The sequence below is a fragment of the Mesorhizobium loti genome, assembly GCF_013170705.1.
Lineage (GTDB): Bacteria > Pseudomonadota > Alphaproteobacteria > Rhizobiales > Rhizobiaceae > Mesorhizobium > Mesorhizobium loti_D.
In genome coordinates this window covers 3,026,442-3,041,910 of sequence record NZ_CP033334.1, presented here as the reverse complement: position 1 = coordinate 3,041,910, position 15,469 = coordinate 3,026,442, and the positions used below count along the sequence as shown (strand labels likewise).

Here is a 15,469-nt window from a genome sequence, read left to right as displayed (position 1 = left end):
GCCGATTTCGCACGCAAGCGACTGGTTCAGCATTGATCTGGCGCAATCGTCAGACCTCTCCTGCCGGAGTGAGACGCAAGGAGACTAAGCGTTGACAAGCGCCTGAGCGTATAAGCTTTGGGCTCAAGCCACGTAACGCCTCTCGGCCGGATCGTCAGGATATGCCGCCTTCACGTCAAGGAACTCCTCGGATGCGGCCTGCAGCGCCCGGACGCATTCCGGATCGAACTGAGTTCCGGATTGCTCCTTGATATAGGCAAACGCACGATCGATAGGCCAAGCCTCCTTGTAGGTCCGGTCAGAGGTAAGGGCATCGAAAACATCGGCCACGGCGGCAATGCGTCCGACCAGCGGAATGGACTCGCCACTCAATCCGTTTGGATATCCTGTGCCGTCCCAACGCTCGTGATGGGTTTCAGCAATTTTCGCGGCGAGCTGAAGCAGTGCGCATGTCGATCCTGCAAGGATAGCGCCACCGATCCGCGCGTGCTCGTTCATTCGCAGTTTTTCAGCGGCACTGAGCTGTTCCTGCTTGAGCAGGATGGAATCGGAAATGCCGACCTTGCCGATGTCGTGCATCGGCGCCGCAAGCAGGATGTCGCGGCATTGGTCGGCGGAGAAGCCGAGATGCCGGGCCAGGACCGAACTGTAGTGCGCCATCCTGATCGTATGCATTGCGGTTTCCCGGTCTTTGTAACCGGCGGCGAGCGTCAGGCGCCGGATGATCTCTTCCTCGCGCTCGCGCAACTCCTGCGTGGCCTTGTCCACTTCAACCTTCAGCCACTCCGCTCGATGAACGAGGTCTCTTTGCGCTTCACACAACCGGGCCAGGTTTCTCATACGAGCCTTGAACTCCACCGGCTCGACGGGCTTGTGTAGAAATTCGATGGCGCCGGCATGAATGGCGTCGATGCGCGTGCCGGCATCACCATCGGCCGTCACCATGACGAATGGCGTATCGGCAAACCGCCGGTCGCGCCGAATGCACTTGATGAGTTCGATGCCATTCATACCTGGCATCTGGAAGTCGACGATGCCGAGATCGAAGGTAATCGCGGGTAGGTCGCGCAACGCGTCAGCCGGCGTCGGATAGCTAATGGCCACACAATTTGGGATTTGCCCGACCAGCATCTGCATCAGCATCCGGTTTGTCCGGTTGTCCTCGACAATCAATATCTTGGTGGCTTCGTCCATGGCTTACGCCGCCCTTCTCTCGCTGTCCGCGATACGCACCATTTCTCGCTCGATATCATTGGTCAATTCGAGGTCGAGTGGGTATTGGCGTCCCGCCTCAGCCATCGCCGCAAGGGACGTCAGGCCGATGTTGGCGGCGGCGCCCTTCAGCGAATGGAGAGTCCGGTCGGCGAGCGTCCGGTCGCTGGTCGACATTGCGCGATGCAGATCGGACAGCAGTGCGGCGGAGTCCTCCAAGAACGAATCTAGCAGGCGATGGAACGCGTCCTTTCCAAGGAGTTCGATCAGTTCCTTGGCTCGCAGATCTGCGGGAATGGCACCGTCCTGGGGGTCTCCACCGCGTGGACGGATCGAGAGGGATTCCGTTTTGTCGGCGGATTCAGCAAGTCCGTCCAGCAAATGCTCGAGCCTTGCCATCGTCACCGGCTTGGCCTCAAACCCGTTCATGCCGGCATCGATGCAACGCCGGCGGTCTACATCGGACGCATTCGCGGTCATGGCTATGATAGGGACGCGGTTGCCCGCCGCCCTGATGGCCCGGGTGGCTTCGATGCCATCCATGATGGGCATCTGCATGTCCATCAGGATCAGGCTGAAGCTGCCTTCGGATGCAAGCCGCACCCCGTCACGGCCATCCGCGGCGAAGGTGACACGTTGCCCCAACAGTTCGAGGAATTGCTGTGCCACCTCGCGGTTTATCGGATTGTCCTCAACCACCAGGATGTCAAACGATGGCAGCACAACAGCCTGTGTTTTCGGGACAACCGGTGGATCGCTGCGCTGAGCCGGCACCTCGAACCAGAAGCAGGATCCGACCCCCGCGGCGCTGTCGACACCGATCGTGCCGCCGAGCCCCTCGACCACCTTCTTGCAGATGGCGAGGCCGAGGCCGGTGCCGCCGAAGCGCCGGCTGATCGTGCCATCGACCTGGCTGAAGGGCATGAACAGCCGATGGCGTGATTCCAGCGGAATGCCAATGCCCGTATCCGACACCTGGAAGCGCAACCATGTCCCGTCTCCGCTCTCGGCCACGCTGAGCCGTATCAGCCCATTCTCGGTGAATTTGACGGCGTTGCTCAACAGGTTGAGCAGCACGCGCCGCAGGCGCGTCGGGTCACCGACATACCATCCTGACTGGGCCATGCAGTCATTCGATATCTCTATACGGTCGCGCTGCTCCGCCGCCCTGCCCTCCATGACGTTGGCTACGTCCCGCAGCATTGCGGGGACATCGAAGGGAACCGTCTCGGCAGCGAGGTCGCCGTGCTCGATCTTGGCGAAGTCGAGTATCTCGTTGATGACTTCCAGCAACGCCTCGCCCGAAGTGTTGATGATGCGGACGCTCTCGCGGTCTCGAGCGGCAAGTTGAGAACGGGACAGCAGTTCAGACATGCCAAGGATGGCGTTCAGCGGAGTGCGAATTTCATGCCCGATAGTGGCCATGAATTCTGATTTGGCGCGGTTGCCGATCTCTGCCGCGCGATAGGCAGTCGACAGTTCGTGGGCCGTGGTCTCGAGTTGTCGGCTTGTCAACTGGACGATACGCAGTTGCCGCATGAGGTTGAGGATCAAGAGGGCAATCGAGCAGCCAAGCGCCATGACGACGGTCGCGGAAAGCTGCTGCAGCCGCATGACCTCGTCGCGTGCGTCGGCGCGTGCGGCCGAAACCGAGGCGTTGGTGTAGCTGAGCAGCGACTCGGTGATTTTCAGCAGACCGCCAAGCGTTTCCGAGGCGCTGACCAGAGTGGTAGGATCAACCATCTCGTCAGCGGCGATGCGGTCGAAGACCGGCTCAAGGCCAACGACGATGTCGCGCACTTGGCTGCGCACGCCGCGAAAGGTCTCACTGGCTTCAAAGAACGAAGCATATTTGGCGTTGTCCAGGATCGAGAGCCGCGAATAGAGGATGTCATAGCGCAGGGTGAGCGCCCGGACCTCATCTGCGCCGACGCTGCTCTTGCCAGCCAGCTTCTCCGTCGCCTGCGCGAGTGTTCGGCTTTCACGGTCGAGCTGGTAGACGGCCCATAAGGCGTCTTCACGAATGCCATCCTGCAATGTGTTCTGCCTGGCCGCCAGGTGAGCGAAGGCACCCGCCAGCGCAACCATGAGCCCGACCGAGACAACGATCAGATAGCGGGTCGCCTTGCCCGCCGTGCGAACCGCCTCGCGGCTCTCGATCAGTTCGGGCTTCAATCGACGACCTCGATTTCCTTGATCTGCCAAACCGAGCGCGAGAAGTATTTCTCGTTGTAAAGTTCGTGGTTCTTGTCGAATGGATAGATCATGAAGAGTGGTCCCTTGTCGCGAACCGACATCGACTTGCCGTTCATCTTCAGGGCAAGAATGGTCTCGTAGTCGGTGGCATCCGCCATCGGCACGTCGGCCGAATAGTCGTTGAGGGCCTTGATCCTCAGTATTTTGCCGTGAGCACCAACGGCTTGGAGAACCGATTGCAGGTAGGGCCCGTCGAACTCGGTGGCGCCGTCCGTCCAGGGGGTGTCCATGATCGCCTGCCGGCCGGCGAGCGCCTGTAGCATCGCCAGGTCGAAGGTCGCCGTATTTGCTGCGTTGGTGTTTTGTATATCGCCGGTAATCGTAAGAATGACCGCGCCCTTCGGCGCCTCCAGGGATGCACACATCGCACTGGACACCGACAGGGCGCCAAGCAGCGCAGCCGCAATCAGGAATTTCATCGAATGGTCTTTCTGTAGCCGGCGCTGGTCGCGGCGGCAGGCACGGGGATGCGACTGTGGCGTCGCTATTGTGCAAGGAAATCGCAACCGCCGGCCTCAAACCGGCACGGACGGGCGGCATCATGCCTTCGCCTTGTGGCGATCGTCCGAGGTAACTGCTTGGTCTTACCGATGACAGATTTCAATTTGGTAAAAGCTATTTGAGGGATTGTGCATATTGTCAAATTGTTGCCACCAGCCGTGCAAACCTGTCTGGATTGATTTCGCGCAACGCAAGCCGCGGTCGCGACGCTAAGCTTCGGGCATGCTCGCGAACCTTCTTGTCGGCACAATCGCCATTAGTCTGACGGTCCTTGTTCACACCTTTGGTCTCATCGCAGTCACCCATGCGATGACCCATATGGTTGCGCATTTCCGGATGCATGGCCGCCGTAGCCGCATTGTCGCAATGATCAGCGTGGTAATGGGCCTCTTCGCCGTCATGACCGCCGAGGTCTGGCTCTGGGCAGGCCTATACAGGTTGCTGGAGATTTTCGACGACTTCGAAACCGCGCTCTACTTCTCGACCATTACGTTTTCGACGGTCGGCTATGGGGATGTCGTGCCCGCCCATGCATGGCGCGTCCTGGCAGCGCTCGAAGGCGTGAACGGATTCCTGCTCATCGGATGGTCGACTGCTTACCTGATCGCGGCCGGCACCCGTATCGGCCCATTCAAGGCCGGGGAACATTTCTGACCATCTAGACACTCAGACCGCCACAGAATGCCTGGCCTTGCCGGTCTCGAGATATTTGTCGAATTTCGCCGCGACGCTTCTGACAAAGGGGCGGTTTTCCGCCGGCACGACGAAGCTGTCACTATCAAGTTCCAGCAAGCCCTCGGGGTCACGAAGCGCGGTGGAGCTCGCCGTGAGCAGAAGTCTTTGGCCTGCTTCGCCAAAGCGCTCCACCAATTCGATCGCCGAGAAGGCGAAGTCGCACATCAACTTCTCGATGATCCAGCCGCGAACGCGGTCGTCTTCGGTAAGCGCGATACCCCGGACAGCCGCCAGCCCACCGTCCGAGACCATGCGTCCATATTCCGCGGTCGACGGCATGTTTTGGGTATGGCCTTGGCGAAATTGACTGATGGACGATGGGCCGAGACCGATCAGTGTTTCACAGCGATCCTCGGTGTAGCCTTGGAAATTGCGGCGCAAGCAGCCGGTTCGGGCCGCCACGGCCAATGAATCGTTGGGCTTGGCGAAATGGTCGAAGCCTACGGCTTCATATCCGGCGTTCAGCATAAGACAAGCGGCCAGTTGCGACTGGGCAAACCGCTCTGCCGAGCCCGGCAACCATGCCTCGTCGATCATCGTCTGATGCTTCTTGAACCACGGCACATGCGCGTATCCAAACAATGCCATCCGATCCGGTTCCAGGGTCAACGCCTGCGCGACCGTAGAGGAGACGCTCTCCCTGGTTTGATGTGGCAAGCCATAGAGCAGGTCCAGATTGACGGATCTGACGCCCCGCGCGCGAACCCCGTCCACAACCGCCTTGGTCTGTAGAAAGCTCTGCTCGCGGTTGATCGCCTTTTGCACCTTCGGGTCAAAATCCTGCACGCCGAGACTCGCCCGGGTCATGCCGATCTCGGCAAGAGCGTCGAGGCGCGCATCATCCATATCGTTGGGATCGATCTCGACGCTGATCCTGGCATCCGGGAGAAATTCGAAGTTCTTGCGCAAAACCGTTCCCAGCGCGACCAGATCCTCCGGCTTGAGCATGGTTGGCGAGCCGCCGCCAAAATGCACGGCGCGGACATGACCCCTGCCGCCGACGAGACCGGCGACCGTTGCGATCTCGGCATGCAGCGAACGAAGATAGATGGCCACCGGTTGGTAATGGCGTGTCTGCTTGGTATGGCAGGCGCAGAACCAGCAGAGCCTGTCGCAGTAGGGGATATGCAGATAGAGTGAAATCTCGTCACCGCTTCCAATCGCTTCCAGCCAGCCCCGCTGGATGGCGGCATCCACGCCCGGGTGAAAATGCGGAGCGGTCGGGTAACTTGTGTAGCGCGGGACGTTCTCACCCAATCTGGCGGCCAGTTCCGATTTCATTTTACCTTCCATCATCCTGACAAGCTTGAATCTTGCAGGAATGAGTTCTGGCTAATGGCCCTTGCGGCCGCCTTGATTTCGGTCAATGCCGCTGTGCGTAAACTGGGGCAGGGATTTCTGGTCGCCGATACGATCTTGCCCGCAGTCAAGGATTCCTTGGACAATCATGATGACAATGCGCCAGGACATCCACAGCTCCGGCATCCCCGTGCTTTGCCAATCCTGCGAAGCGCGGCATCGCGGCGTCTGCGGTGCGCTCGACGCGGAGCAGCTCGCTGGGCTTGCCAAGACGTCGTCCAGGCACAACGTCGAGCCAGGCGTGGAACTGATAGGCGACGCCGAAACTGTCGACAACTATTCGAATTTGCTTTCCGGCGTGGTGAAACTCACCAAGAGCCTTTCAGACGGGCGCCAGCAGATTGTCGGCCTCCAGTTCGCCCCTGATTTTCTGGGGCGGCCTTTCAAGGCGGAAAGCGCAATCAACGCCGAAGCCGCCACTGCCGTTTCCGTGTGTTCGTTTCCCAAGGCCGCCATCGAACGGATAATGAAGGAATCACCGGAACTGGAGCATCGTCTGCTCAAGCAGACCCTGAACGAACTCGACGAAGCTCGCGACTGGATGGTGACTCTCGGGCGCAAGAGTGCTTCGGAAAAGGTGGCGAGCTTTCTCCTGATGATCGCCAGGAACATCGACCCTGCGCTTGACCCGTCCGCCCAGTCCACAAGTTTCGACCTGCCGCTGATCCGCGCCGACATCGCTGATTTCCTTGGTCTGACGATCGAGACTGTGAGCCGCCAGCTGACCAGGCTGCGATCGGATGGCGTGATTCGGATCGAGAACAACAGGGAAGTCACCGTCGACAACTTGACCCGGTTGCAGCGACGCTCCGGCGTCTAGGATCAATCGACTATCCCGATCATCGGCAAGACGTGCTCACGTTCAAAGGCGATATGCCGCCGCATACTTTCAAAGAAGCCGCGCAACATGAAGCCGATTGCCTCGGCATTCTCGACCGTTTCGCCATGGCCGATCGCCAGCAGGATTTCGGTCACCTCGCCGGCAAAGCATTCGTCCTCGACATGTTCGGCGCGCAATCGCCGGATTGAAGCAAGGCTGGCGTCGCTATCAGCCGCGGCAGCCTCGTAGACCGGAAAGATGATTGCCTCCTCGTATCGATGCGTGTTCCGCAACAGCGGAACGATCGCATTTGCGGTAGCCAGACATGCGAGGCAATCGACCCTGGGCAGGGTGTCTGCGATCCTCTCAAGGGCTTCGCAGAGCCGCAGCTTTTCCAGATGCGCACGTTTCATCACCGCCGCCGGAACTGCCTCCCTGCCGGATCGAGCTGCCCGTATCGAATTTTCGCGGCTCGTTTCGAACAGCAACGATTCCAGCTCCTTCTCCCAGTTCAACGGCAGCCTCCAGATCGTTTGCGCGACCGAAGCTGCCCAATCCAAAAGCAAGTGGCTTTGACATGGATCAAGGCGGCGAAGGGGCGCCTGCTGAATTGCTGTTGCTGCGGATTGACGTCCGCGCATCGGAGTCGACGTCGGGGACATGTCATGAAGTTCGGCACGCACATCTTTGTTTTGGGCCTGTTCGCCTTTGCGGCTTTTGTGGCTGCCGGCTTCGGGGTGGACGAGCCCTTTCGCCAGCATATGTGGGTGCTGCTCATCGTGCTGCTGGGTTTCACCGCCATTCTTCTACGCAACACGAGTTTCGCGCCGGCAGTCGCGGTCGATCCGTCAGCCTACATGGATGGTCCCATCCGCTACGGGGCCATCGCCACCATATTCTGGGGTGTCGTCGGCATGCTGGTCGGCGTCGTCATCGCGCTACAGCTTGCATATCCCGATCTCAACATACAGCCTTGGTTCAACTTCGGCCGCTTGCGGCCGGTGCATACGTCGGGCGTCGTCTTTGCCTTCGGCGGCAACGCGCTGCTGTGCACATCATTGTATGTCGTGCAACGCACCTGCCGCGCCCGCCTCTTCGGTGGCGATCTCGCCTGGTTCGTGTTCTGGGGTTACCAGCTCTTTATCGTGATGGCGGCGACTGGCTATCTGCTCGGCATCACCGAGAGCCGCGAATACGCCGAACCTGAATGGTATGTCGACATCTGGCTGACCATCGTCTGGGTCGCCTATCTCATCCTGTTCCTCGGCACGATCCTGAAACGCAAGGAACCGCACATCTACGTCGCCAACTGGTTCTATTTGTCCTTCATCATCACTGTCGCGATGCTGCATGTGGTCAACAACCTGTCGATGCCGGCCTCATTCCTCGGCTCGAAGAGCTATTCTGCCTTCTCCGGCGTCCAGGACGCCCTGATACAATGGTGGTACGGCCACAACGCGGTCGGCTTCTTCCTCACCGCCGGCTTCCTCGGCATGATGTATTACTTCGTACCCAAGCAGGCGAACCGGCCGGTCTACTCCTACCGCCTCTCCATCATTCACTTCTGGGCGCTGATCTTCCTCTACATCTGGGCAGGCCCGCATCACCTCCACTACACCGCCCTGCCCGACTGGGCGCAAACGCTTGGCATGGTGTTCTCGATCATGCTGTGGATGCCATCATGGGGCGGCATGATCAATGGCTTGATGACGCTGTCCGGTGCCTGGGACAAGCTGCGCACCGATCCGATCATCCGCATGATGGTGATGGCCATCGCCTTCTACGGCATGTCGACCTTCGAAGGGCCGATGATGTCGATCAAGACGGTGAATTCGCTGTCGCACTATACCGACTGGACCATTGGCCACGTGCACTCCGGTGCGCTCGGCTGGGTCGGCATGATCTCGTTCGGCGCAATTTACTTCATGGTGCCGAAGCTGTGGAACCGTGAACGGCTCTATTCACTAAGGCTCGTCACCTGGCACTTCTGGCTCGCGACGCTCGGCATCGTCGTCTACGCCGCCGTCATGTGGGTGTCGGGCATCATGCAGGGCCTGATGTGGCGCGAGTACGACGAGCAGGGCTTCCTGGTCTACTCCTTCGCCGAAACCGTCGCCGCCATGCACCCCTATTATGTGATGCGCGCTATCGGCGGGGCGATGTACCTCTCGGGTACCCTGATCATGGCCTGGAACATCGCCATGACGATCCTCGGCCACCAGCGCGAGGAGCAACCGATGCCGGGCTCCGTTCCCGCCCCTCAGCCTGCCGAATAAGGAGCCAGAAAATGGGCTTGATGGACAGACACGCGATCGTCGAGAAGAACGCCACGCTTCTTCTCGTTGGTTCCCTTCTGGTGGTGACGGTCGGCGGCATCGTCGAGATCGCACCACTCTTCTATCTCGACAACACGATCGAGAAGGTCGAAGGCATGCGGCCTTACTCGCCGCTCGAACTCGCCGGCCGCAACATCTATGTGCGCGAGGGCTGCTACCTCTGCCATAGCCAGATGATCAGGCCGTTCCGCGACGAGGTCGAGCGCTACGGCCACTACAGCCTGGCTGCTGAGTCGATGTATGATCATCCCTTCCAGTGGGGATCGAAGCGTACCGGACCCGATCTCGCCCGGGTCGGTGACCGCTATTCGAATGCATGGCACGTCGCACATCTTTCCGATCCACGTTCCGTGGTGCCGGAATCGATCATGCCGAGCTATGCGTTCCTGAAGGACGCGCCCATCGAAGTGAAGGATTTCTCAACGCATCTGGTCGCCAACCGGCGTGTCGGTGTCCCCTACGACGACGACATGATCGCGCACGCCAACGCCGATCTGATGGCGCAGGCCGATCCGAACGCCGATACCTCCGGCCTTGAGAAACGCTATCCAAAAGCCAAGATCGGCGACTTCGACGGCAACCCGCAGCAGGTCACCGAAATGGATGCCCTTGTCGCCTACCTGCAGATGCTGGGCACTCTGGTCGATTTCAAGAACTACGACGAAGCCGCCGGCTACCGCTGAGGAGTTTTATCCATGGATTACAATTTAATGCGGGAGTTTGCTGACAGCTGGGGCCTGGTCGCGATGGCGCTTTTCTTTGTTGGGGCAATTGTCTTCGCCCTGCGCCCCGGTAGCCGCAAGCTGGCAGAAGAAGCTGCCCGGATTCCCCTTGAGGACGAGTGATCATGAGCGACGAGCACATCGATGAAATCTCCGGCGTCTCGACCACCGGCCACGAATGGGACGGCATCCGGGAACTGAACAACCCGCTACCTCGCTGGTGGGTGATCACATTTTACGTCACCATTGTCTGGGCCATCGGTTACACCATCGCCTATCCCGCATGGCCGCTGCTGCACTCGGCGACAACGGGGGCGCTCGGCTATTCTAGCCGCAATGAAGTCAAGAACGAACTGGCCGCGGCAGAAGTCGCGAAAGGCAAATATCTCTCGGCGGTAGAGTCCAAGAGCGTCTCGGAGATTGCGGCAGACGATGCGCTGCGCGAATTCGCCGTCGCCGCCGGCGGCGCCGCCTTCAAGGTCAACTGCACACAGTGCCACGGCTCTGGTGCTCAGGGCTCCAAGGGCTTTCCCAACCTCAACGATGATGATTGGCTGTGGGGCGGCAAGGCGGAGCAGATCCAGCAGACGATCACGCACGGCATCCGCTTCGTATCCGACCCGGACACGCGGCTGTCTGAAATGCCGGCCTTCGGCGACATCATAACCGCCGACCAGATCGCACAGGTCAGCGCCTATGTCGCCAGCCTGTCCGGAAAGGTCGTGGATGCAAGCCTCGTCGCGCCGGGCTCCAAGGTCTTTGCCGAGAATTGCGTGGCCTGTCACGGAGACAACGCAAAAGGCAACAAGGAACTCGGCGCCCCTGATCTGACCGACGCGATCTGGCTTTACGGCTCCGGAGAGACGGCAATCGCCGACCAGGTTCGCGCACCGAAGCAGGGCGTGATGCCGGCCTGGGGCGCGCGCCTGGGCGAAACCAAGGTCAAGGAACTGGCGGTTTACGTGCATTCGCTTGGCGGTGGAGAATAGCAACGGGGGTCTATTCTCTGGCCCTCTCCGTGCAAGCGACGAGGCCCGGCCATGCCGGGCCTCGATCTGTTAGCGGCATGCGGCGATTGACCTGCATCAACGCGGCTCAACCCTATCGGTGGCAAAGTCCGGCAAACGCTGCATTTCGCGCGCTTGTCTGAAACCGATCAGGCCAACTGCCTGCGAAATCACAAGCTGCGCGACGGGAGACAACAGTGCTGGACAATACGCAGGTAGAACGGCTCGAAGCCGAGGCCGTCAACTCCGCCAAAGTGCGCCAGCCAATGTATGCCGCGCGCAAGAAAATCTTCCCGAAGCGGGCATCGGGCAGCTTTCGCCAGTTCAAATGGATCGTGATGGCGGTAACGCTCGGCATTTATTATCTGACGCCGTGGTTGCGATGGGATCGAGGCCCATTTGCCCCTGATCAGGCGGTGCTGCTCGATGTCGCCAACCGGCGCTTCTACTTCTTCTTCATCGAGATCTGGCCGCAGGAATTCTATTATGTGGCCGGCCTCCTGGTCATGGCCGGCGTCGGTCTTTTCCTGATCACGTCGACTGTCGGACGCGCCTGGTGCGGCTATAGCTGCCCGCAGACCGTATGGGTCGATCTGTTTCTGGTCGTCGAGCGGGCCATCGAGGGTGACCGCAACGCGCGTATAAAACTCGACGCCGGACCCTGGAGCCCCCGCAAGCTCGTGCTGCGTGTATCAAAGCACGCCATCTGGCTGGTCATAGGCGCGGCGACCGGCGGCGCATGGATCTTCTATTTCGCCGATGCGCCGACGTTGGTCGGCGAACTCTTCACCGGCACCGCGGCGCCAATCGCCTACATCACCATCGCCGTGCTGACGGCGACGACCTATACGTTCGGCGGGCTGATGCGCGAGCAGGTCTGCACCTATATGTGCCCATGGCCGCGCATCCAGGCAGCCATGCTCGATGAAAATTCTCTCACCGTCACCTACAATGACTGGCGCGGTGAACCGCGTTCGCGTCACGCCAAGAAGGTTCTGGCAGCGGGGGAATCCGTCGGCGATTGCGTCGACTGCAATGCCTGCGTGGCGGTCTGCCCGATGGGGATCGACATCCGCGACGGACAACAGCTTGAATGCATCACCTGCGGGCTTTGCATCGACGCCTGCGACGGCGTCATGGAAAAGCTGGGCAGGGAGCATGGACTGATCTCCTACGCGACGCTCTCCGACTACAACGCCAACATGATGCTGGCGACCGCCGGCGGCTCCAGTTCAGTCCAACCGTCGCTGGTCAGGACCGCTGATGGCCTGTTCTCCGACAAGGTGGCTCACTTCCATATCCGCAAGATCTTTCGGCCCCGCACCTATGTCTACATGGGTATGTGGTCGCTGATCGGCCTGGGCGTGGTCTATTCGCTGCTGACGCGTGACCGGCTCGAGGTGAACGTGCTGCATGACCGAAATCCGCAATTCGTCACGCTGTCCGACGGTTCGATCCGCAACGGCTACACCGTCAAGCTGCTCAACATGATCCCTGAGCCACGAACGATCGTCGTCACGATGCAAGGCTTGCAAGGGGCCGAAATGAGCGTGGTCGGCGACGACCTAAAGGCAAGCCGCTCCTTCGCCATCCCGGTCGAGCCCGATCGCCTGAAAATGCTGAAGGTCTTCGTGCGGCAGCCAGCGGACCAGATCCAGGGCACAGCGCAGACCTTCACGTTCCGGGTCGAGGACAAGGCGAGCTTCGAATCGGACGAATACACGGCCACCTTCAACGCACCGGAGATCGCCAGATGACTGCCAAGGCGCAAAGGCCCCGCGAATTCACCGGCAGGCACATGCTGGCCATCATCCTTGCCTTTTTCGGTGTGGTCATCGCGGTCAACCTGACCATGGCGACACTCGCCAACACAAGCTGGACCGGCCTTGTCGTTGAGAACACCTACGTGGCCAGCCAGCAATTCAACAAAAAGGCCGAGGAAGGGCGCGCGCAGGCAGCCCTTGGCTGGAGCGGGAACCTGACCATCGCATGGGGTGAGGTTCGCTATAGCCTGACCGATGCGGCCGGCAAGCCGGTTACCCTGCGTGGCGTCAAGGTGTTGTTTCGTCATCCGGCCTACGAGAAAGAGGACAAGGCTATCACGCTCGCCCCCGCCACGGGCCAGGAATTCGCCGCCCAGCATACGCCGAAGGACGGCGTCTGGATCGTCGAGGTGGACGCCGATGCAGGTCTCGCGAAGCCCTATCGCGAGGTCCGCAGGATCATGATTTCCCATGGAGCGCTGAAATGAGCTGTTGTGCGCCGGGCGCCGAAATGGCGCTGGACCTGGGCAGCTCCACATCGGTTCTGCCATCCGGCCAGGAGATCAGGCTGGCGAGCCGGCCGCTTGGCGACAACCTTCGCCAGACCGATCTTTCGGTGCCGAGGGTTCATTGCGGGGCCTGCATCCAGACGATCGAGACGGTGCTGGGAAAACTGGACAATGTCGAAGGCGCGCGCGTCAACCTGTCGACGAAGCGCGTCGCGATCCGGTGGCGTGGGGATCAAGTGCCACCCTTCGTCGACGCGCTTGGCAGGCTGGGCTACGAGGCGCATTTGTTCGCCCCTGAGGTGGATGAGAAGGATAAGACGCTTGCGGAGCTGATCCGCGCCGTCGCTGTTGCCGGCTTTGCGGCTGGCAACATCATGCTGCTTTCTGTCTCGGTCTGGTCCGGCGCGGATGGCGCGACGCGCGACCTGTTTCACTGGGTCTCGGCGCTGATCGCCATTCCCGCACTGGCCTTCGCCGGCGGCATCTTCTTCCGCTCAGCCTGGAACGCATTGCGCCATGGCCGCATGAACATGGACGTGCCGATCGCGGTCGGGGTGTCGCTTGCTTATGCCATGAGCCTCTATGAAACGATCAATCATGGCGAACAAGCCTATTTCGACGCGTCGGTGTCGTTGCTGTTCTTCCTGTTGATCGGCCGCACGCTGGATCACGTGATGCGGGAGCGTGCCCGCACCGCGGTGAAAAGCCTGTCGCAGCTGGCCGCGCGTGGCGCCATGGTGCTGCGCGCAGACGGCGCACGGGACTATTTGCCGGTTGGCGAGATCGAACCAGGGATGCAGCTGCTGATAGCAGCCGGTGAAAGAATCCCGGTTGACGGCAAGATCATCCAGGGAGCGTCGGATCTCGACTGTTCGCTGGCCTCAGGCGAGAGCACGCCGAAAAACGTGGCGTCAGGCGAAGCCGTGCAGGCTGGCGTGCTCAACCTTACCGGCCCGCTGACGATCGAGGCGACAGCCTCCGCAAAGGATTCGTTCCTGGCCGAAATGGTTCGGCTGATGGAGGCTGCCGAGGGCGGTCGTGCGCATTATCGCCGCATCGCCGATCGCGTCTCGGCGCTCTACGCGCCTGTGGTTCATCTCACCGCCTTGGTGACGTTCCTGGGCTGGATCGCGACGACCGGCGACTGGCACCGCGCGATGACGATCGCCATCGCTGTTCTCATCATCACATGCCCCTGCGCGCTCGGTCTTGCGGTGCCGATCGTCCAGGTGGTCGCCGCGCGGCGCCTGTTCGAGAACGGCATCATGGTCAAGGACGGCTCGGCGATGGAACGCCTGGCAACGATCGACACGGCGGTGTTCGACAAGACCGGAACGCTCACGCTCGGCCAGCCCCGGCTCGTCAACGCGTTGTCGATCGATCCCGCAATGTTGGCAATCGCGGCAGACATGGCCGCGCATTCGCGCCATCCATTTTCAAAGGCCGTGGCCGGATTTGCCGCTCCTGGCGGGCACCATAAATTCGATGCGGTCACCGAGCACCCGGGATTTGGCATCGAAGCCACTGACGCCGGAAGCACCTGGCGGCTGGGTCGACGCGGATGGGCTGGGTGGAAGGCTCGAACCGGTGGTGAAGGCAAACATGGCTACGGCGGAACGGTCCTGACGAAAAACGGGATGATTGTCGCATCCTTCGTTTTCGAGGATGCATTGCGTGCCGACGCTTGTGCGGCCATCGATCAATTGAAGCATGCTGGGATGTCGGTGGAAATGCTGTCGGGCGATACCGCGGCAGCCTGCGCCGAGGTTGCGAAAGGGCTGGGTGTCGATGACTTCGTTCCCTGCCTGCTGCCATCCGGCAAGGTCGAGCGCATCGAGACCCTGGAGAAGGACGGGCACAAGGTTCTGATGGTTGGCGACGGCCTCAACGACACGCCGGCGCTGCGCGCGGCGCATGTCTCGATCGCGCCGGCCACCGCCGCCGACATTGGCCGCAACGCAGCCGACTTTGTCTTCCTGCGCGAAAGTCTTCTGGCCGTGCCTCTCGCGTTGGACGTCTCGCGCAAGGCGGGCGGCCTGATCCGCCAGAACATCGCGATTGCGATCATCTACAACGCTGTCGCCGTGCCGATCGCCATCCTGGGACACGTCACACCTCTTATCGCGGCGATCGCCATGTCCGCTTCTTCGCTGCTTGTGATCGGAAATGCGCTGCGACTGCAAGGTTCAATGCCAAATTCGCTGGCGAAGAGTGTTCGGCGCGACGTTCCGAAATAAATGAATTGGCCC

Annotated in this window: 14 protein-coding genes; 9 read left to right on the top strand and 5 right to left on the bottom strand. The window is 60.6% G+C overall.

The genetic code is table 11. The features are described 5' to 3' along the window. Positions 1 to 123: 123 nt before the first annotated feature. From EB815_RS14740 to EB815_RS14730, 3 genes are read right to left on the bottom strand one after another with little or no spacing between them, the layout of a single operon-like run. Positions 124 to 1,194, bottom strand: a complete 1,071-nt coding sequence (locus EB815_RS14740; protein ID WP_056570682.1) for an HD domain-containing phosphohydrolase — start codon at positions 1,192 to 1,194, stop codon at positions 124 to 126. A 3-nt stretch (positions 1,195 to 1,197) separates the two neighbouring features. Further along, entirely contained in the window at positions 1,198 to 3,387 is a 2,190-nt protein-coding gene (locus tag EB815_RS14735) for an ATP-binding protein (protein WP_056570680.1), read from the bottom strand. Next, positions 3,384 to 3,887, bottom strand: a complete 504-nt coding sequence (locus tag EB815_RS14730) for a molybdopterin-dependent oxidoreductase (RefSeq protein WP_056570677.1) — start codon at positions 3,885 to 3,887, stop codon at positions 3,384 to 3,386. Before EB815_RS14730 ends, EB815_RS14735 begins: the two co-directional genes overlap by 4 nt. Positions 3,888 to 4,191: 304 nt before the next feature. Between EB815_RS14730 and EB815_RS14725 the strand changes: the two genes are divergently transcribed. Further along, the gene (locus EB815_RS14725) at positions 4,192 to 4,623 is read left to right on the top strand and encodes a potassium channel family protein (protein WP_056570675.1); all 432 of its coding nucleotides are present in this window, start codon (positions 4,192 to 4,194) and stop codon (positions 4,621 to 4,623) included. Between the two features lie 12 nt (positions 4,624 to 4,635). Here EB815_RS14725 and hemN read toward each other — a convergent pair whose 3' ends face one another. Next, entirely contained in the window at positions 4,636 to 5,985 is a 1,350-nt protein-coding gene (hemN, locus tag EB815_RS14720) for an oxygen-independent coproporphyrinogen III oxidase (RefSeq protein ID WP_056570673.1), read from the bottom strand. Positions 5,986 to 6,154: 169 nt separating this feature from the next. Here hemN and EB815_RS14715 point away from each other — a divergent pair, with 169 nt between their 5' ends. Next, complete coding sequence (locus EB815_RS14715) at positions 6,155 to 6,883, top strand: Crp/Fnr family transcriptional regulator (protein WP_056572008.1); 729 nt, start codon at positions 6,155 to 6,157, stop codon at positions 6,881 to 6,883. A gap of 2 nt (positions 6,884 to 6,885) precedes the next feature. On the opposite strand, the gene EB815_RS34250 is transcribed toward EB815_RS14715, so the two are convergent. Continuing rightward, the gene (locus tag EB815_RS34250; protein WP_056572006.1) at positions 6,886 to 7,296 is read right to left on the bottom strand and encodes a hemerythrin domain-containing protein; all 411 of its coding nucleotides are present in this window, start codon (positions 7,294 to 7,296) and stop codon (positions 6,886 to 6,888) included. 252 nt (positions 7,297 to 7,548) lie between these two features. Here EB815_RS34250 and ccoN point away from each other — a divergent pair, with 252 nt between their 5' ends. The 7 genes from ccoN (at position 7,549) to EB815_RS14675 (ending at position 15,457) form a co-directional block, all read left to right on the top strand. Next, a complete protein-coding gene (gene ccoN, locus EB815_RS14705) occupies positions 7,549 to 9,159 on the top strand; it encodes a cytochrome-c oxidase, cbb3-type subunit I (RefSeq protein WP_056570671.1) in 1,611 nt (536 codons plus the stop codon). Positions 9,160 to 9,170: 11 nt separating this feature from the next. After that, a complete protein-coding gene (gene ccoO / locus EB815_RS14700; RefSeq protein ID WP_056570669.1) occupies positions 9,171 to 9,902 on the top strand; it encodes a cytochrome-c oxidase, cbb3-type subunit II in 732 nt (243 codons plus the stop codon). A 12-nt stretch (positions 9,903 to 9,914) separates the two neighbouring features. After that, entirely contained in the window at positions 9,915 to 10,064 is a 150-nt protein-coding gene (locus EB815_RS14695) for a CcoQ/FixQ family Cbb3-type cytochrome c oxidase assembly chaperone (RefSeq protein WP_056570667.1), read from the top strand. 2 nt (positions 10,065 to 10,066) lie between these two features. Then, positions 10,067 to 10,930 (top strand): cytochrome-c oxidase, cbb3-type subunit III, encoded by an 864-nt coding sequence (gene ccoP, locus EB815_RS14690; RefSeq protein ID WP_056570665.1) that lies wholly within the window; start codon positions 10,067 to 10,069, stop codon positions 10,928 to 10,930. Between the two features lie 215 nt (positions 10,931 to 11,145). Further along, on the top strand, positions 11,146 to 12,705 hold the full coding sequence (ccoG, locus tag EB815_RS14685; RefSeq protein WP_056570663.1) for a cytochrome c oxidase accessory protein CcoG: 1,560 nt from the start codon (positions 11,146 to 11,148) through the stop codon (positions 12,703 to 12,705). Continuing rightward, a complete protein-coding gene (locus EB815_RS14680) occupies positions 12,702 to 13,199 on the top strand; it encodes a FixH family protein (protein ID WP_056570661.1) in 498 nt (165 codons plus the stop codon). Before ccoG ends, EB815_RS14680 begins: the two co-directional genes overlap by 4 nt. Then, a complete protein-coding gene (locus tag EB815_RS14675) occupies positions 13,196 to 15,457 on the top strand; it encodes a cation-translocating P-type ATPase (RefSeq protein WP_056570659.1) in 2,262 nt (753 codons plus the stop codon). Before EB815_RS14680 ends, EB815_RS14675 begins: the two co-directional genes overlap by 4 nt. The last annotated feature ends 12 nt before the right edge of the window (positions 15,458 to 15,469 follow it).